The sequence below is a fragment of the Planomonospora sp. ID91781 genome (genome assembly GCF_015711595.1).
Classification (GTDB): Bacteria; Actinomycetota; Actinomycetes; order Streptosporangiales; family Streptosporangiaceae; genus Planomonospora; species Planomonospora parontospora.
In genome coordinates, this window is the sequence record NZ_JABTEY010000001.1 from 3,595,988 (window position 1) to 3,614,222 (window position 18,235).

Below are 18,235 nucleotides of genomic sequence, written 5' to 3' on the forward strand. Positions count from 1 at the left end.
GGGTCACTCTCAGGAGTGATGAAAGGGCATTGATTACACGATTACGATCGCTGACAGCGAACACGCTCAAGCCTGGGAACAATCCAGGGCTCCTGTTAATTGAGTCGGTATAACTCAACCTGATGGAGCCAAGATGAGTGAGAGCTTGAACCTCCCGGTCCTTCCCCTCGACGACGAGGTCGTGCTGCCGGGCATGGTGGTCCCCCTCGACCTGTCCGACACCGAGGTCAGAGCCGCCATCGACGCGGCCCAGGCCCTCGGTGAGAAGAAGCCGCAGGTGCTCCTCGTCCCCCGGATCGACGGGCGTTACGGGGCCGTCGGCGTCAGGGCCGTCGTGGAGCAGGTCGGCCGGCTGCCCGGCGGCGAGCCCGCCGCCGTCGTGCGCGGGGTGGACCGGGTCCGCGTGGGCGCCGGCACCACCGGGCCCGGCGCGGCGCTGTGGGTGCAGACCACCCGGGTCGAGCCCGTCGAGGCGGGCGAGCGCGCAGAGGAGCTCGCCAAGGAGTACAAGGCGCTGGCCACCACGATCCTGCAGAAGCGAGGCGCCTGGCAGGTCGTCGACGCCGTCAACGCGATGAGCGACCCGTCCGTCCTAGCGGACAACTCCGGCTACGCGCCCTGGCTCACCACCCCGCGCAAGGTCGAGATCCTCGAGACCGCCGACCCCGCGGGCCGGCTGGAGAAGCTGGTCGAGTGGGCCCGCGAGCACCTGGCCGAGCTCGACGTGGCCGAGACGATCCGCAAGGACGTCCAGGAGGGCATGGAGAAGCAGCAGCGCGAGTTCCTGCTCCGCCAGCAGCTCGCCGCGGTCCGCAAGGAGCTCGCCGAGCTCGACGGCTCCTCCCCGGAGACCGAGGAAGAGGACTACCGCGCCCGGGTCGAGGCCGCCGACCTGCCCGAGAAGGTGCGCGAGGCCGCGCTCAAGGAGGTCGGCAAGCTGGAGCGGACCTCCGACCAGTCCCCCGAGACCGGCTGGATCCGCACCTGGCTCGACACCGTCCTGGACATCCCGTGGAACGTGCGCACGGAGGAGCGTCGTGCCGAAGGCGCGCCGGAGGGCACTGTCGACATCGCCGCGGCCCGCGAGGTCCTCGACGCCGACCACACCGGCCTCGACGACGTCAAGGACCGCATCATCGAGTACCTCGCGGTCCGGGGCCGCCGCGCCCAGCAGGGCCTCGGCGTGGTCGGCGGCCGCCGCAGCGGCGCGGTGCTCGCGCTGGCCGGGCCCCCCGGAGTCGGCAAGACCTCGCTCGGCGAGTCCGTCGCCCGCGCGATGGGCCGCAAGTTCGTCCGCGTCGCGCTCGGCGGCGTCCGGGACGAGGCCGAGATCCGCGGCCACCGGCGCACCTACGTCGGCGCCCAGTCCGGCCGGATCGTCCGGGCCATCCGCGAGGCCGGCTCGATGAACCCCGTCGTGCTCCTCGACGAGATCGACAAGGTCGGCTCCGACTATCGGGGAGATCCGACCGCCGCGCTGCTGGAGGTGCTCGACCCCGCGCAGAACCACACCTTCCGCGACCACTACCTGGAGGTCGAGCTCGACCTGTCCGACGTGCTCTTCCTGGCGACCGCCAACGTGCTGGAGGCGATCCCCGGCCCGCTGCTGGACCGCATGGAGGTCGTGACGCTCGACGGCTACACCGAGGACGAGAAGGTCGCGATCGCCCGCGACCACCTGCTCCCGCGGCAGCTGGAGAAGGCCGGCCTGTCCGCCGCCGACGTCGCGGTCGGAGAGGACGTGCTGCGCCGCCTGGCGAGCGAGTACACCCGGGAGGCCGGGGTCCGCTCCCTGGAGCGCTCGATCGCCCGGATCCTGCGCAAGGTCACCGCGCAGGCGGCGCTGGGCGAGGCCGAGCTGCCGGTGACGGTGGACGACCTGGTCCCCTACCTCGGCCGCCCGCGCCACGTGCCCGAGTCCTCGCTGCCCGAGTCCCGCCAGCGTACGGCGGTGCCGGGCGTGGCCACCGGGCTGGCGGTCACCGGGGCGGGCGGCGACGTCCTCTACGTGGAGGCGTCGCTGGCCGACCCGGAGACCGGCGCCACCGGGCTGACCCTGACCGGCCAGCTCGGCGACGTGATGAAGGAGTCGGCGCAGATCGCGCTCTCCTACCTGCGTTCGCGCGGGGCGGAGCTGGAGCTGCCCGTCTCCTCGCTCAAGGACCGCTCGGTGCACATCCACTTCCCGGCCGGAGCCGTCCCGAAGGACGGCCCCTCCGCGGGCGTGACCATGACCACGGCCCTGGCCTCGCTGCTCTCCGGCCGACCGGTCAGGAACGACGTGGCGATGACCGGCGAGGTCTCCCTCACCGGCCGGGTGCTCCCGATCGGCGGGGTCAAGCAGAAGCTGCTGGCCGCCCACCGCGCGGGCATCACCACGGTGCTGATCCCGGCCCGCAACGAGCCCGACCTGGACGACGTGCCCGAGGCCGTCCGCAACGAGCTGACCGTGCACGCGGTGAGCGACGTGCGGGAGGTCCTGGAGATCGCGCTCACCCCCGCCAAGGTCGCCGAGCCCGCGGCGGCCTGACGCCCGGCCGCCCGGTCACGGGTCAGGTCCGGACGGCCCGCACCCCGGCGCCGGGGTGCGGGCCGTCCGCCGCGTCCGGGTCCGGAGAGGCGGCCGGCGGGCCGAGCCGGTGAACGCGGCCCGGGCGGGTCACGGGTCATCCGGAAGATCACGATTTGCCCCATGGCTCCCTGTCCGGGCCGGGGAGTTGGAAGAATCTCGGTCCGGCGGACGTGGACCGAGCAGAGAGCCTTTCATGAGCCCTTCGACGAGCACCGAGACCGACATCTACCACCCTTCGCTGTACGAGACCGCCATGCCCTGGGAGCGGTACGCCCGGCTGCGGGCGGACGACCCCGTCCACCGGCACGCCGAGCCCGGCGGCCCCGGTTTCTGGGCCGTCATGCGCCACGCCGACATCCAGCACGTCTCGCGGCATCCCGAGGTCTTCTCCTCCCACGCCGGGGGCGTCATGGTCCCCGACGCGAGCGAGGAGCAGCTCTCCCGGAACCGGCTCATGATGCTCTTCCAGGACCCGCCGGAGCACACCGCCACCCGCGCCGTCGTCAACCGGGGCTTCACGCCCCGGATGATCGGGAAGCTGGAGGAGCACATCCGCCAGATCTGCCACGAGCTGGTCGACGCGGCGCTGGCCCGCGACTCGGTGGACTTCATCGCCGACATCGCCGCGCCGCTCCCGCTGTACGTGATCTGCGAGCTGCTCGGCGCGCCCGCCGAGGACCGGGAGAAGATCTTCGCCTGGTCGAACGCGATGATCGGCGCAGACGATCCCGACTTCGCCACCCAGGACACCGCGCCGATCTTCGAGCTGCTCGCCTACGCCTCGGCGCTCGGCGCCCGGCGGCGCGAGGAGCCGCGCGACGACATCGTCAGCAAGCTCGTCGCCCCCGCCGAGGACGGCTCCAGCATGGACGACCTGGCCCTCGGCGTGTTCGTGGTGCTGCTGGCCGTCGCGGGCAACGAGACGACCCGCAACGCCGCCTCCGGCGGGCTGCAGGCCTTCTTCGACCATCCGGACCAGTGGCGGCGGCTGCTGGAGGACCGGTCGCTGCTGCGCACGCTCCCCGACGAGGTCATCCGCTGGGTGTCCCCGGTGATCACCATGCGCCGCACCACGCTCACCGAGACCGAGCTCGGCGGAAGGACGATCCCGGCGGGGGAGAAGGTGGTGCTCTACTACCCGTCGGGAAACCGCGACACCGCCGTCTTCCCGGACGCCGACGTCTTCGACGTCGGCCGCGACCCCAACCCGCACGTCGGCTTCGGCGGGGGCGGCCCGCACTTCTGCCTGGGCGCCCACCTGGCCCGGATGGAGGTGCGGGTGCTGTTCGAGGTGCTCGCCGAGCGCACCCCCGGCATCGCCCCGGCCGGTACGGCCCGGCGGCTCCGCTCCAACTTCGTCAACTCCATCAAGGAGATGCCCGTCCGGCTCCGGCTGTGAGCGGCATCACACGAGATGTCGGGAATGGAATGACAGGAACGGCGTGTTGACGCCGACGTGAACGCGGCGCCCGACATCGAGGCGGCCCGGCCGGTCGGCCGGGCCGCCTGTCGTGGCGGGCGAATGCGCCGAATGTGCTGTCGGGCCGTGGAGACACCCCGCACGCGCTGAGACCCGCCCCGCCCGTTCCCTCCCGCCGAGAAGGCCCCGCCGACATGACCTGCCCCGCGGACACCCTCGTCCTGCGCCGCCTGAGCCACCTGCCCTTCCCTCCCGGCACGCGCTAGCCGTACCCCCGCCGAAGTCCTTTCTCCGTGCTGAACCGTTCCGTGTTGGGGGAACCGCTGTGATCGATGTGTCGGGCCTGCGCAAGGTCTATCGAGATAGGGGGCGCGAGGTCGTCGCCCTGGGAGGGGTCGACCTGCGCGTCCGCGAGGGTGAGATCTTCGGTGTGCTCGGGCAGAGCGGCGCCGGCAAGAGCACCCTGCTGCGCTGCGTGAACCTGCTGGAGCGGCCCACCGAGGGCACGGTCTCCGTGGCGGGCCAGGAGCTGACCGCGCTGCGGGAGGGCGAGCTGCGCCGGGCCCGCCAGCGGATCGGGATGATCCACCAGCACTTCGCGCTGCTGTCCTCCCGGACGGTCGCCGGGAACGTGGCCTTCCCCCTCGAGGTGATGGGCGTCGGGCGGGCCGAGCGGGCCCGGCGGGTCGCCGAGCTGCTGGAGCTGGTCGGCCTGGCGGACAAGGCCGGAGCGCACCCGGCGCAGCTGTCCGGCGGGCAGAAGCAGCGCGTCGGCATCGCCCGGGCGCTGGCCGGCAACCCGTCGGTGCTGCTCTCGGACGAGGCCACCTCGGCGCTCGACCCGGCGACCACGCAGTCGATCCTGTCCCTGCTGCGGAACCTCAACCGCGAGCTGGGGCTCACCATCCTGCTGATCACCCACGAGATGCACGTGGTCAAGGGCATCTGCGACTCGGTGGCGGTCATGCGCGACGGCCTGGTCGAGGAGTCCGGGGCCATCCCCGAGCTCATCGCGCGGCCCGGTTCCCGCCTCGCCGCGGAGCTGTTCCCGCTGCCCCGGCCCGAGGCCGGGAACGTCACGATCACCTTCACCGGGCAGGCCGACGAGCCGGTGGTCTCGGAGATCGTGCGCAAGTTCGACGTCGACGTGAACATCCTCGGCGGGGCGCTGGAGGAGGTGGCGGGCGTCTCGGCCGGCCGCCTGCGGGTGCGCCTGACCGGCGGCGAGCGCGAGGCCGCCCTCGACTACCTGACCGAGCGCGGCCTGCTGGTGGAGGTGACCCCGTGACCTGGGACGAGATGAGCCCCCTGCTGCTGGAGGCCACCGGGCAGACCGCCCAGATGGTCGTCTGGTCCACGCTGTTCACCGTGCTGTTCGGGCTGCCGCTCGGCATCGCGCTGGTCGTCACCGACCGGGGCGGGCTGCTGCCCTCCCCGGTGCTGAACCGGGTGCTCGGCCTGGTGGTCAACCTCGGCCGGTCGCTGCCCTTCATCGTCCTGATGATCGCGGTGATCCCGCTGACCCGCCTCATCGTGGGCACCACCATCGGCACGTTCGCCGCGGTCGTCCCGCTGACCCTGGGCGCCGCGCCGTTCTTCGCCAGGCTGGTGGAGACCGCGCTGCGCGAGGTCGGCCGGGACACCGTGCAGGCGGCCCAGGCCATGGGCGCCGGGCGCGGGACCATCATCGGCAAGGTCCTGCTCCCCGAGGCGATGCCCGGTCTGGTGGCGGGGCTGACCGTGACCGTGGTGGCGCTGATCTCCTACTCGGCCATGGCCGGGGCGATCGGCGGCGGCGGCCTCGGCGACCTGGCCATCCGGTACGGTTACCAGCGCTTCGAGACCACGCTCATGGTGGTCACGGTCGTGGTGCTGGTCGTCATCGTCCAGCTGGTGCAGACCCTGGGCGACGTCGTCGCCCGCCGTCTCGCCCGGCGCTGAACCCCATCGCTCCCCAGGCGGTCCGCCACGAGGGATATCCTGGGTTTTCCTATCTACAAATAGGGTTTTACTCACCGAAGGAGCGCACAGTGCGCAGATTGTTCGCCATCGCGTCCGCCGCGACCGCTCTCGTCCTCACCCTGGGCGCCTGCGGTTCCGGTGACTCCGGCACCGCCGGGGACACCGCGGGCAAGGCCTCCGTGCCCGCCGCGGGCGAGGTGCTCAAGGTCGGCGTCAGCCCGGTCCCGCACGGCCAGATCCTCAAGTTCGTCAAGGACGAGCTGGCCGCCAAGGAGGGCCTGAACCTGGAGATCGTCGAGTTCACCGACTACGTGCAGCCGAACGTGCAGCTCCAGGACGGCGAGCTCGGGGCCAACTTCTTCCAGCACCGGCCGTACCTCGACGACTTCAACGCCTCCAAGGGCACCAAGCTGACCTACGTCCAGGACGTGCACCTGGAGCCGCTGGGGCTGTACTCCAAGAAGCTCAAGGCCGTGACCGAGCTCGCCGACGGCGCGACCGTCGCGGTGCCCAACGACGCCACCAACCTGGGCCGCTCCCTGAAGCTGCTGGCCGACAACGGCGTGGTCACCCTGAAGGAGGGGGTCGGCACCGCCGCCACCGAGCGCGACGTCACCGGCAACCCGAAGAACCTGAAGTTCCAGCCGCTGGAGGCCGCGCAGCTGCCCCGCTCCCTGGAGGACGTGGACGCCGCCGTCATCAACGGCAACTACGCGCTCGAGGCCGACCTCAAGCCCGCCTCCGACGCGCTGGTGCTGGAGAAGGCGGAGGGCAACCCCTACGCCAACGGCCTGGTCGTGGCCGCCGGCCACGAGCAGGACCCGCGCGTGGCCAAGCTCGCCAAGCTGCTCTCGGGCGCCGAGGTGAAGCAGTTCATCGAGCGGACCTACAGCGGTTCGGTCGTTCCGGTGAACGCGGGCTGAGAACCGGCGGGACCCCGGACCGGAGATCCTTTCACGGCGCTTCACGCAAGATCGGGAAAAAGCGCTTATCGGATTTCCGGTCCGACCTCGCCGTTTAAGCGGCCTGTAAGCGGGCGGCAATCGGGTGGACATACAACGGGAGCGTCAGAAAATCCTCATTCCCGAGAGGTTCCCTCAGATGCGATTCGCCACCCGTATCCTCGTCGGCGCCGGCGCGGCCACCCTCCTGGCCGTGGGCGCCCCCGTCGCGGCCAACGCCGCCACCCCCATCGAGAACGCCGCCACCGGCCCCGGCGGGGTCTCCGCCTCGCCGTACTTCTCCGACCACTGGGGCCCCTACGCCTCCGCCAACCACAAGGCCGTGGCCCAGGGCAAGGTCGAGGTCACCAAGGACTCGAAGAAGCAGGGCTACTGGAAGAAGTATCCCAAGGTCGTCAAGAAGTGCTGGTGGAAGAACGGCCACAAGAAGTGCGCCTGGATCAAGACCTGGCAGAAGAAGTGGGTCTGGAAGTGGGTCCACGAGTACGACTACACCGTGCACGGGAAGCTCACCAACCACAAATGGTGGGGAAACCCGAAGTACCGCTGCTCGTGGGCGACCTTCAAGATCGAGGGTTTCGACGGCTCGACCTCCTTCAAGAGCTTCAAGAACTGCGGCAAGCCCGCGAAGTTCTACTCCTTCAGCGGTGAGGGAGCGCAGGAGATCTCCGTCAAGGTGAGCCGCGGCAACCACTTCGGCCCCAAGGGCTACTACAGCGGCTGGGAGAACGTCTACAGCCACGCCTGATCGCACGGCCGTACCCGTCCGGTGACAGCCCGCGACACCCGATGACACGGGGCCGCGACCTCCTGAAGGAGGCCGCGGCCCCGTCCGGCGTTCCGGGGTAAGCGGGCACTTCCCGCGGATCATCGAACCGAGTAACGTTCGGTCATGCATCCGGGAGTCATCGCAGCCGTTTCGCCCGACAAGCCCGCTGTGATCATGGCGGGCTCCGGACGGGTCGTCACCTACCGCGAGCTGGACGAGGAGTCCAACCGCCTGGCCCAGCTGTTCCGCGCCTCGGGCCTGCGCCCGGGCGACCACGTCGCCTTCATGCTGGAGAACCACCCGCTCTTCCTGGCGGTGGCCTGGGCGGCGCACCGGTCGGGCCTCTACTACACCGCGATCAGCTCCCGGCTGACGGCCGGAGAGCTCGCCTACATCGTGGACAACTGCGAGGCCAGGGTCTTCATCTCCTCCGCGGCCCTCGCCGACGTCGCCACCTCGATCACCGAGGTCACCCCCCGGGTCGAGATCCGCCTCATGCTGGACGGCACCGCCCCCGGCTTCGCCTCCTACGAGGAGGCGGTCGCCGCCCATCCGCCGACGCCGGTCGAGGACGAGTGCCAGGGCGCGGACATGCTCTACTCCTCCGGGACCACGGGCCGGCCCAAGGGCGTCAAGCCGGCCCTGCCCGCCGCCTCCCTCGACGAGCCCGGTCCGCTGCTCCAGCTGATCCGGTTCCTCTTCGCGCCCTCGGCGGAGAGCGTTTACCTCTCCCCGGCGCCGCTCTACCACGCGGCCCCCCTGCGCTACTGCATGAGCTTCCAGCGTCTGGGCGCGACCGTCGTGGTGATGGAGCGGTTCGACCCCGAGCGGGCGCTCGCGCTCATCGAGGAGCACCGCGTCACCCACTCCCAGTGGGTGCCGACCATGTTCATCAAGATGCTCAAGCTCCCGGAGGAGATCCGCGCCGCGTACGACCTGTCGTCGCTGGCATGCGCGATCCACGCCGCCGCACCCTGCCCGGTCCCGGTCAAGGAGCGGATGATCGACTGGTGGGGGCCGATCGTCCACGAGTACTACGCGGGGACCGAGGGCAACGGCTTCCTCTACGTCGGCCCGGAGGACTGGCTCAAGCACAAGGGCACCGTGGGGCGCGCGCTCCTCGGCGTGGTGCACGTCTGCGACGAGGACGGCGAGGAACTGCCGCCGGGCGAGCACGGCACGGTCTACTTCGACAAGGGGCCGCAGTTCGTCTACCACGGTGACGAGGAGAGGACGAGGGCGTCCAGGGATCCGAAAGGCCGGGGCTGGACGACCCTGGGCGACATCGGCTACCTGGACGAGGAGGGCTTCCTCTATCTGACGGACCGGCGCTCCTACATGATCATCTCCGGCGGGGTGAACATCTACCCGCAGGAGGCGGAGAACGTGCTCGCCGTCCATCCCGAAGTCGCCGACGTGGCGGTCTTCGGCGTCCCGGACGAGGAGATGGGCGAGCAGGTCAAGGCCGTCGTCGAGCCGGCCTCCATGGACCGGGCCGGGCCGGGGCTGGAGGCCGAGTTGATCGCCTACTGCCGCGACCGGCTGGCGCCGTACAAGTGCCCCAGGTCGATCGACTTCCGCGAGGAGCTTCCCCGCCACCCCACGGGCAAGCTCTACAAGCGGGTCCTGCGCGACGAGTACTGGCCTGCCAAGTCATGATTTTTTATCTTTCGTACGGCCTCCGCCCGGGCCTCTGACCACGGCTGATAAAGCGGCCGTCAGGAGGCGCGGATCATCCCGATCACGCCCTTAACCAGCTCTTACCTCCCTCCGCGCAGGATATGGACACCGGAGAGAACCGGTCGTCGCCGTGGTGTCCACGGAGGGACGCAGGACTGGGGGATGAACGAGATGGACGACAAGAAGAACGAGCAGGACACCACCCCGATCGAGGCGGCCTCCGGCGGCTGGAGCCAGTTCGGCGCGGAGCCGCCCCGGGCCGGGGGGTTCCCGGGCGGCCGTGCCGCCGGAGCCGCCGAGGCCGCCGGGCAGGGGCGGACCGCCCCGCTGCCGTCGCTGCCTCTCGGCGCACCGGCCGGAGTTCCGGCCGGGACGCCCGCACCGCCCGTCGGGGCGCAGCCGCTCGGCACGCCCGCCGAATCGCCGTCCGGACCGCCCGCGCCGCCGGTGACGCCGTCCGGGGCCCCGGCGCCCGCAGCGCCTGTCACAGAGCCCGTCACGGTGCCCGCGCAGCGGGGCCGGTTGAGCGGGATGCAGAAGCTGGGGGCGGGACTCGCGCTGGCCGCCATGGCCGTGGGCGGTGGAGTGGCGGGGGCCTTCGCCGCGACCGCCCTCGACGACGGCCCCGCGCTCGTCTCCTCGGCGGCTCCGGTGGTCAGCGCCGCCGGCAACGTGGCCACGGTCGCCGACGTCGCCGCGGCCGTCCAGCCCGCGGTCGTCTCGATCGAGGTCAAGACGGCCGCCGGAGGCGGGGAGGGCTCGGGCGTGGTGCTCTCCGCCGACGGACTGATCCTGACCAACAACCACGTCGTGGGCTCCGTCGGCCAGGACGGCCGGGTGACCGTCAAGTTCAGCGACGGCAGGACGGTCTCGGCCCGGATCGTGGGCACCGACCCGGCCACCGACCTGGCGGTCATCAGGGCTGAGAACGTCTCCGGCCTCACGGCGGCCTCGCTCGGCGACAGCGACCGGCTCAAGGTGGGCGACTCCGTCCTGGCCATCGGCAGCCCGCTCGGCCTGTCCGGTTCGGTCAGCGCGGGCATCGTCAGCGCGCTCGACCGGACGGTGACCGTCGGCGGCGAGCGGGAGCAGCAGCTGCCGCCCGGCTGGGGCGGCGACCGCCGGCAGCAGGGCGCCGCGCAGGTCACCACCATCGGCGGCGCCATCCAGACCGACGCGGCGATCAATCCCGGCAACTCCGGCGGGGCGCTGGTCGACTCCTCCGGGCGGGTGATCGGCATCAACACCGCCATCGCCACCAACGGCGGCGACGGCAGCATCGGCGTCGGCTTCGCCATCCCGATCAACACCGCGCGGCAGGTCGCCGACCAGCTCATCGAGACCGGCAAGGTCGTCCACGCCTTCCTGGGCGTCGGTCTCGCCGACGCCACCGGTGACACCGCGGGCGCACTGGTCGGCCAGATCACCGAGGGCAGCCCGGCGGCCCAGGCGGGGCTGCGGCAGGGCGACGTGATCACGAAGATCAACGACACCGCGGTCGAGGACGGGGACACCGTGGTGGGAGTGGTGCGCGGGCTCAAGCCGGGAGACAAGGTCACCCTCGTCTATCTCCGCGACGGCCGGAGCCAGACCGTCACCGCGACCCTGGTCCAGAAGACCGGGGAATGACCTGACGGACCGTGTGCCGCCGGGGCCGCCGCGACCCCGGCGGCACACCTGGCGGTACGGCCCGGGTCCGGTCCGGCAGCCCCGAGGGGGAACGGCGCCGTGGCCCCCGCCCGCGGGGGCGGCCGGAGGCCGGGCGAACGGCGCCGCGGTCCCGCTTCCGCACCGTGGACCGCGGCCGGAGGGTCACCGGCGCAGGGGTCGCGGGCCGCGGGGGACGAGGGGGACGGCGAGCAGCGGGGCCGCGGCGGCGAGCGCCCACACCGCCTGCCAGGAGGCGGTGTCGAGGACCACGGGGATGAGGAGCGGGGTGAGGAACGCGGCGGCGAAGACTGTGGTGCCCTCCAGCCCGAGGGCCGTTCCCGCCCGGTCCGCGCCCGCCATGGCGGCGATCTCGGTGTAGGCGACACCGTGCCAGGCGTTGGCCAGCAGGCCGCCGAGGGCCAGGGCGGCGACGGTCAGCGGGGTGGGCGCGTGGGTCAGGACGGCCGCGCCGGCCATGGCCACCGCGGTGAGCGTCCCGATGCCGCGGATGAGGGTGCGGCGGCCACCGTGCCGGTCGCTGTGCCTGCCGGTCCAGATGCGCGCCGCGCCGCCCCCGAGCTGGGCGATCAGGACGGTCAGGCTGGCCAGTGCCACCCCGGCGCCCTTGGCGTCGTGGAGGAAGACGGCGGTGAAGGACAGCACCGCGAACTGCGGGACGGTGAGCAGGCCGCTGGCCAGGGCCAGCCGCCAGACGTCCCAGCGGAGCAGGGGCGAGCGCCCGGCCCCGGCCCGCTCCGCCGCCGGGGCGGGCTCCTGGTCCGGCCCGTGCAGCCAGCGCCAGGCCGCCGCGGCGGACAGCAGGCAGAGCGCGGCCGGAACCGCGTAGGCCGCGCGGAAGCCGTACGCCGAGGCCAGCCACGGCAGCAGGGCGACCCCGACGGCGCCGCCCGCCGGAATCGCGGTCTGGCGGATGCTCATGGCGAAGCCGCGGTTCCCGTCGGTGAACCAGGTCATGATCGCTCGGCCGGAGGAGGCGTTGACGCTGCCGCCCAGCGCCCCGGCGGCCAGCATGCACGCGGCCAGCATCGGCACTCCGGCCCGGTCGCCGGGTGTGACGGCGGCGGCCATCAGCGCCAGCAGCGAACCGGTGGAGACCAGTCCGACGAGCAGGATCCGCCGGTCGCCGAACCGGTCGGTCAGCAGCCCCCACACGATGTCGGACACCGCCACGCCCAGCCCGAGGCAGCCCAGGACCAGGCCGAGCGTGCCGGTGGACAGCCCGTAGCCGGCGCGCATCGCGATCCCGGTGACCGGGATGCCGGAGAACATGGCAGAGAAGCTGGCCTGCGCGGCCACGCCCACGGTGAGGACGATCCAGCGGTGGCGGGGGCCGTACCGCCGTGGTGCGCGGGCGGATGCGGCCGCCGTGCCGGTGGGGACCGGGAGCGCCATGGACTTCCCTCCATGAAGTAACCGTAAAGAACGGTTACTCACTCTGGCAGCCTTCGAAATAACCTGTCAATGCGGTTACTATGGGGCGATGGAGTTCACCTTCGTGAGTGGGAACCTCGGCCTCGACCTGGCCGGGACGGTGGGCCGGCGCCGGACCGGACGCGTCGACCTGCTGGCGACGCCGGCGGATCTCGCCCGGTGGACGGTCGCCGCGGGGCTCCTCGACACCGAGCCCGCCGTGAGCGACGAGGATCTGGCCCGGACGGCGGCGCTGCGCGAGGCGGTCTACCGGCTGGCGTCCGCCGCCCGTTCCGGCTCGCCGTTCGAGGCGGCCGACCGCGAACTGCTCAACCGCGCCGCGGGCCGGGCGCCGGCCGGTGTCAGACTGCGCGACGACGGCGGGCTGGAGCGGACCGGCGATCTGGGAGCCGCGCTGGCCACCACGGCGCGGGCCGCCGTCGAACTGCTCGGCGGCCCCCGCGCCGCGCTGATCCGCGAGTGCGAGGCGTCCCCCTGCACCCGCCTCTACGTCGACTCCTCGCACCGGCGTTCCCGCCGCTGGTGCGACATGCGCGGCTGCGGCAACCGCGCCAAGGCGGCGGCGTTCCGGGCACGGGACCGCCGGGACGGGCAGGGCGCGCCCGCGTCCGGCCGGACCACGGGCTGAGCCCGCCGCCGCGCCGCGGGGCGGCGGGACGACGGGCTCACGGGCCGTTTCGGAATCCCGGGCCGTCCGAGGCGTCGGGGCCGTCCGAGGCGTCCGGGCCTCCGGGCCGCTCAGGATCTCGTTCTCCGAGGCCCGGCGCGGAGGGCTCAGGAGAAGCGGCGGCCCTCGTCGCGGCGGTAGGCCCAGACCGCCAGCGCTCCGGCGACCGCGACCCAGACGGCGAACATGGCCGTCGCCAGCGGCCGGGGCGAGCCGTACCCGACCGCGGCCCAGACCAGCTCGACCGCGCCCCGGCTGGGCAGGAAGGGTGCGACCGCGTCGATGAAGGCGGGGGCGTCCATCGGGTTCGTCAGCAGGCCGCCGCCCACCGCCATGGGGAAGAACAGCAGCTGCACGACCGCGATCGCCGCCTTGGACGGCAGTGCGTACCCGATGAACAGGCCGAGCAGCTGGAACGGGACCGACCCGAGCAGCAGGGCGCCCACCCCCAGGACGAGCTGGACGGGGGTCACGGTGGCCTCGGTGAACAGCGCGGAGATGACGAGGACCGGCAGCACCCCGACGAGCGTGAAGAGCAGCGAGTTGAGGATGCGGGCCCCGAGCCTCGGCCACGGACCGGCGGGCAGGGTGCGGGTGTAGGGGTCCCAGGGCTGGACCCGGTCCTCGGCGACGCCGATGCCGTGGGTGAACAGGGCGCTGGACATCACCGCGAAGGTCATCATCGAGGCGGTGGCCAGGGTCGCCCCGACCGGGTGGTCTCCGGCGAACGGGACCACGAAGAACAGCATCGAGGCGGCGGGGAAGAAACCGTTGCCGATCAGCGCGATCGGCACCCGTACGGTCTCCATGAACTGGTACCGGGTGTGGGTGAGAAGGAGCGACATGGGGCCTCTCTCGGAGAAGGGGGACGGCCGGAGGGCGGCTCGCGTCGGGGCGGGCGCGGCCGGAAAGGCTCCCGGGAGGAGCGGATGCGGAAGCGGGGTGCGGTCAGGGGCGAGCAGGGCGGGGACGGTGTGCGGCCGGAGACCGGGGGCGGGACCGGGTCAGGCCGCCTCGGAGCCGGCGGTGATGGTCAGGAACGCCTCCTCCAGGGAGGTGGGCCGGACCTCCAGGCCGGAGAAGGGCACGTCGGCGCGGACCAGCTCGCGCACCAGCGCGTCGGCGTCGGAGGTGAGCAGGTGGGTGCGGTCGCCCTCGCGCTCCGTCCGCAGGACCCCGGGCAGTTCGGGCAGATCGCCGGCCGTCAGGGTGACGCGGCGGACACCGGCGATGTCCCGCACCTGCTCGGTGGTGCCGTCGGCCAGGACCCGGCCCTGCCCGATGACCACGACCCGCTCGGCCAGCGCCTCGACCTCCTCCAGGTAGTGGCTGGTGAGCACCACGGTGCCGCCGCCGGAGTGGAAGTCCCGGATGGCGTCCCACAACGCCCGGCGCGCCTCGACGTCCAGTCCCGTGGTCGGTTCGTCGAGGAAGACCAGCCGGGGGTCGCCGACGAACGCCAGCGCCACCGCGAGCCGCCGCTTCTGCCCGCCCGAGAGCCCGCCGACCTGGCGCCGCTCCAGCCCGGACAGGCCGAACCGCTCCAGCAGCGCCCCCCGGGCGACGCTCCGCGGGTAGTGGGCGGCGACGAAGTCCACGATCTCCCCGACCCGCAGGGTCGCCGGCAGCCCGGTCTCCTGCGGCGTGACGCCGATGCCGCGCCGCCGTACCGGATCGGCGGGGGAGCCGCCGAGCAGCTCGATGCGGCCCGAGGTGGGCCTGCGCAGCCCGCAGAACAGGTTGATCAGCGTGGACTTGCCCGCCCCGTTGGGGCCGAGCAGCCCGACCAGCTCGCCGGGCCGGACGCAGAGGGAGACGCGGTCCAGCGCCGTCACGTCCCCGTAGCGCCGGGTGACCTCCACGGCGCGCACCAGGGACTGCTCCGGCTCCGCGCCGGGATCCGGCGGCGAGCTCGGTGCCGCACCCGGTCCTGCGCCCGGTGCCGTCGTAGGTTCCGCCATCGCGGGACCTTCCTTTCTCGAATGTCGAACGGGGGTCAGGCGCCGGAGGGCGGCGCCGAGGTCGTGTCCAGCAGGGTGCGGATCGCCGCGGTGTACTCCTCGAAGGCGAGGCGGCCCCGCCGGGTGAGGGCGACGTAGGTGGCCGGGGTGCGGCCGCGGTGCGTCTTGACGATCTCCACGTAACCGGCCTCCTCCAGCTTGCCGAGGTGGACCGAGAGGTTGCCCGCGGTCATGCCGAGCAGGTCCTTCAGGCCGGGGAAGGTGATCTGGTCCCCTTCGGGCAGGGCGTTGAGCGTGACGACCACCCGGAGCCGGGCCTGGGCGTGGATCACCGGGTCGAGCTCGGGGGTCACCGGCGGGCCCTCCTGCTGAAAACCAGGCCGACGACGATGAACCCGCCTCCGCCGCCCACCGCGATCAGCAGCGCGTGCCAGCCCGCCCCGGCGGCCGTTCCCACGGCGTTGAGCACGGCCGTCCAGATGCCGACGGCGAACATCGGCCAGTCGTGCCAGACGGCGGCACCGGCCATGTAGAGAACGGAGACCAGCATGATCGACATGCTCGCCCACAGGAGGTTCCGCTCCGCCTCGGGGAGCTGGGCGGCGAACCGCTCCGCGATCATCGACATGGTGAGGAATCCGGTCGGCCAGGCGAGGCCGTACATCATGCCGCGCTGCTGGGAGGCACCTCGGACCTGGTTGCCGGTCCGCCAGAGGACGAAGGCGTTGACCGCCCCGGCCAGCAGCATGGCCCCGAAGAGCACCGCCAGTGCGACGTCTATGGAGATCGGTGCGTACGGCCTGCCGGACAGGCCGTGATGGAGGAAGAGCGCGCCGAACCCGACCAGCCAGGCGAGCCCCCACGGCAGATAGAGCAACGACGTGTCGGGCACGAACCGGCGGACGGCCGCGGAGTCCTGCCGGTCGATCAACCGGAGCATCTCCTCCGGGCTCAGCGCTCGATCGTCTTCCTCCACGGCTTTCTCCTTGTCGGTACAAACCGGTTTGTGTTTCAAACTCTTGGTTTGAACTGTAAACCACATTGCTCCGCCAACTCAATCCCCGCGGCCGTACCAATCCGGTCCCGCCCGGACCGGGCGGCCGTCCGGGGGCGCCGGCCCCGCCCGCGAGAATCTCTTCGGCGGGACCTGTCGATTCCGGCGGGCGCCGTACGTCATTGGAGTGCGTACGGCATCCGCCGGACGGCACCGGAAGGGAGAACCATGAGATACGTGCTGCTGGCCGCGGGGGACGAGAGGCCCTGGGCGGAGGCCGGCCCGGCCGAGCGGGAGGAGGTCTACGCCCGGTGGGGCCGCTTCGAGGAGATGCTGACGGCCCGGAACGCGGGCCGGGGCGGCGACGAGCTGGCCCACTCCGGCACTGCCACCACGGTCAGGAAGACCGGGGGGAAGGTGGTCGTCACCGACGGCCCCTACGCCGAGGCGGTCGAGCAGATCGGCGGGTACGTCACGATCGAGGTCGCGAGCATGGAGGAGGCGATCGAGTTCGCCGAGGCCTGCCCGTCCGACGTCGTGGAGATCCGGCCCGTCCCGGACCGGGGGTGACGGCGCGGTGAAGTACGCACTGCTGCTCTACGGGGACGAGCGCAGGTGGGCCGCCGCCACCGAGGCCGAGATCGAGGAGCTCTCCGCCGCGCACGGCCGGTTCACGGACATGCTCACCGCCCGCGGGGCCTATCTCGGCGGGGAGGAACTGGACCTGTCCACGACCGCCGTCACCGTGCGCACCGGCGGCGGGCGGACGCTGCACACCGACGGCCCCTACGCCGAGACCGCCGAGCACCTGGGCGGCTTCTACCTCGTGGAGGCCCGGGACCTGGACGAGGCGATCGAGTTCGCCACGGCCTGCCCCGAGGAGATCGTGGAGATCCGTCCCGTGGTCGAATACCAGGGGTGAGCGTGACAGCGGTCGAGCAGGCGTACCGGCGGCACTGGGCGCGCCTGCTCGCCCTGCTCACCGCCGAGCTGCGCGATCTGGACCTGGCCGAGGAGTCGCTGCAGGACGCCTTCGCCGCGGCCGTCGCCGCCTGGCCGCCGGAGCCCGGCAACCCGCCCGCCTGGCTGCTCACCACGGCCCGCAGGCGCGCGCTGGACCGGCTGCGCCGGGACGCCGTCGCGGCCAGGAAGCTGCCGCTGCTGGTCGTCGACGACCCGCCGGACCCCTCGGCCATCCCCGACGAGCGGCTACGGATGATCTTCACCTGCTGCCACCCGGCGCTGTCCATGGACGCCCGGGTGGCCCTCACGCTGCGCTGCGCGGGCGGCCTGACCACCCGCGAGATCGCCCGGCTCTTCCTGGTCTCCGAGACCACCATGGCCGCCAGGATCACCCGGGCGAAGAAGAAGATCGCCCAGGCGGGCATCCCCTACCGGATCCCGGCCGGACCGGAACTGGCCGAGCGGCGCGACGGGGTGCTGGCCGTGGTCTACCTCGTCTTCACCGAGGGGTACGCCGCCACCGGGGGAGACCGGCTCATCCGCGCCGAGCTCGCCGCCGAGGCGATCGCGCTGGGCCGGATGCTGCGCGAGCTGCTGCCCGCCGATCCGGAGGCGGACGGGCTGCTGGCGCTGATGCTGCTGCACCACGCCCGCCGGGACGCCCGGCTGGGCCCGTCGGGGGAGCTGGTCCGGCTGCCCGACCAGGACCGCTCGCGCTGGCACCGCGACGAGGCGGGCGAGGCGCTCTCCCTGCTGGAGGCGGTGCGCCCGGACGGCACCGGCGGGTTCCCCGGCCCCTACCTGCTGCAGGCCGCGATCGCGGCCGAGCACGCGGTCGCCGAGCGGGCCGAGGACACCGACTGGCCCGCCATCGCCCGGCTGTACGGCAGGCTGGAGGAGGTCACCGGGTCGGCGGTGGTCCGGCTCAACCGGGCCGTGGCGGTCGCCGAGGCCGACGGGGCCGAGGCCGGACTGGAGCTCCTCGACGGGCTGGACGGGGCGATGGGCCACCACCACCTGCTCCACGCCACCCGCGCCGAGCTGCTGCGCCGCCTGGGCCAGGACCGGCAGGCCCTGGACGCCTACGGCCGGGCGCTGGAGGCCGTCGGCACCGATCCGGAACGCGCCTTCCTGCTGTCGCGCAGGGAAGAGCTGTCCGCCCGCTGAGCCCGGTCCCGGAGCG

General features: G+C 72.6%; 17 protein-coding genes. 12 read left to right on the top strand and 5 right to left on the bottom strand.

Features of this window, described 5'->3' with window-relative positions; genetic code table 11:
* Window positions 1–133 precede the first annotated feature (133 nt).
* The 8 genes from lon (at window position 134) to HS048_RS16330 (ending at window position 10,994) form a co-directional block, all read left to right on the top strand.
* Window positions 134–2,530: an endopeptidase La gene (gene lon / locus HS048_RS16295; RefSeq protein WP_068893965.1), complete on the top strand. Its 2,397-nt coding sequence runs from the start codon at window positions 134–136 to the stop codon at window positions 2,528–2,530.
* A 235-nt stretch (window positions 2,531–2,765) separates the two neighbouring features.
* Window positions 2,766–3,971, top strand: a complete 1,206-nt coding sequence (locus HS048_RS16300; protein WP_196467362.1) for a cytochrome P450 — start codon at window positions 2,766–2,768, stop codon at window positions 3,969–3,971.
* Window positions 3,972–4,317: 346 nt separating this feature from the next.
* Window positions 4,318–5,280, top strand: coding sequence for a methionine ABC transporter ATP-binding protein (locus HS048_RS16305; RefSeq protein ID WP_068893963.1), 963 nt, complete (start codon window positions 4,318–4,320; stop codon window positions 5,278–5,280).
* A complete protein-coding gene (locus HS048_RS16310) occupies window positions 5,277–5,933 on the top strand; it encodes a methionine ABC transporter permease (protein ID WP_191897294.1) in 657 nt (218 codons plus the stop codon). The genes HS048_RS16305 and HS048_RS16310 overlap by 4 nt, the downstream gene beginning before the upstream one ends.
* A gap of 89 nt (window positions 5,934–6,022) precedes the next feature.
* A complete protein-coding gene (locus HS048_RS16315) occupies window positions 6,023–6,877 on the top strand; it encodes a MetQ/NlpA family ABC transporter substrate-binding protein (RefSeq protein ID WP_196467363.1) in 855 nt (284 codons plus the stop codon).
* A 178-nt stretch (window positions 6,878–7,055) separates the two neighbouring features.
* Complete coding sequence (locus HS048_RS16320; protein ID WP_068893961.1) at window positions 7,056–7,664, top strand: hypothetical protein; 609 nt, start codon at window positions 7,056–7,058, stop codon at window positions 7,662–7,664.
* Between the two features lie 144 nt (window positions 7,665–7,808).
* Entirely contained in the window at window positions 7,809–9,344 is a 1,536-nt protein-coding gene (locus tag HS048_RS16325; RefSeq protein WP_196467364.1) for an acyl-CoA synthetase, read from the top strand.
* Between the two features lie 183 nt (window positions 9,345–9,527).
* Window positions 9,528–10,994, top strand: a complete 1,467-nt coding sequence (locus HS048_RS16330; protein WP_230880851.1) for a S1C family serine protease — start codon at window positions 9,528–9,530, stop codon at window positions 10,992–10,994.
* Window positions 10,995–11,177: 183 nt separating this feature from the next.
* On the opposite strand, the gene HS048_RS16335 is transcribed toward HS048_RS16330, so the two are convergent.
* The gene (locus tag HS048_RS16335) at window positions 11,178–12,428 is read right to left on the bottom strand and encodes an MFS transporter (protein WP_196467365.1); all 1,251 of its coding nucleotides are present in this window, start codon (window positions 12,426–12,428) and stop codon (window positions 11,178–11,180) included.
* 88 nt (window positions 12,429–12,516) lie between these two features.
* Here HS048_RS16335 and HS048_RS16340 point away from each other — a divergent pair, with 88 nt between their 5' ends.
* Complete coding sequence (locus HS048_RS16340) at window positions 12,517–13,095, top strand: ABATE domain-containing protein (protein ID WP_196467366.1); 579 nt, start codon at window positions 12,517–12,519, stop codon at window positions 13,093–13,095.
* 146 nt (window positions 13,096–13,241) lie between these two features.
* Here the strand turns inward: HS048_RS16340 and HS048_RS16345 are convergent, their stop codons facing one another.
* The 4 genes from HS048_RS16345 to HS048_RS38875 form a co-directional block, all read right to left on the bottom strand.
* Window positions 13,242–13,979: an ABC transporter permease gene (locus HS048_RS16345; RefSeq protein ID WP_068893958.1), complete on the bottom strand. Its 738-nt coding sequence runs from the start codon at window positions 13,977–13,979 to the stop codon at window positions 13,242–13,244.
* Window positions 13,980–14,138: 159 nt separating this feature from the next.
* Window positions 14,139–15,095 (bottom strand): ABC transporter ATP-binding protein, encoded by a 957-nt coding sequence (locus tag HS048_RS16350; protein ID WP_196467367.1) that lies wholly within the window; start codon window positions 15,093–15,095, stop codon window positions 14,139–14,141.
* Between the two features lie 35 nt (window positions 15,096–15,130).
* Entirely contained in the window at window positions 15,131–15,448 is a 318-nt protein-coding gene (locus HS048_RS38870; RefSeq protein ID WP_068893957.1) for a transcriptional regulator, read from the bottom strand.
* Window positions 15,445–16,071: a hypothetical protein gene (locus tag HS048_RS38875; protein ID WP_196467368.1), complete on the bottom strand. Its 627-nt coding sequence runs from the start codon at window positions 16,069–16,071 to the stop codon at window positions 15,445–15,447. Before HS048_RS38875 ends, HS048_RS38870 begins: the two co-directional genes overlap by 4 nt.
* A 246-nt stretch (window positions 16,072–16,317) precedes the next feature.
* On the opposite strand from HS048_RS38875, the gene HS048_RS16365 reads away from it, so the two are divergent.
* From HS048_RS16365 to HS048_RS16375, 3 genes are read left to right on the top strand one after another with little or no spacing between them, the layout of a single operon-like run.
* Window positions 16,318–16,659 carry a YciI family protein gene (locus HS048_RS16365; RefSeq protein WP_068893956.1) on the top strand — a complete coding sequence of 114 codons (342 nt, stop codon included), beginning with the start codon at window positions 16,318–16,320 and terminating at the stop codon, window positions 16,657–16,659.
* A gap of 7 nt (window positions 16,660–16,666) precedes the next feature.
* The gene (locus tag HS048_RS16370) at window positions 16,667–17,011 is read left to right on the top strand and encodes a YciI family protein (protein WP_068893955.1); all 345 of its coding nucleotides are present in this window, start codon (window positions 16,667–16,669) and stop codon (window positions 17,009–17,011) included.
* Complete coding sequence (locus tag HS048_RS16375; RefSeq protein ID WP_307832504.1) at window positions 17,008–18,219, top strand: sigma-70 family RNA polymerase sigma factor; 1,212 nt, start codon at window positions 17,008–17,010, stop codon at window positions 18,217–18,219. The genes HS048_RS16370 and HS048_RS16375 overlap by 4 nt, the downstream gene beginning before the upstream one ends.
* The last annotated feature ends 16 nt before the right edge of the window (window positions 18,220–18,235 follow it).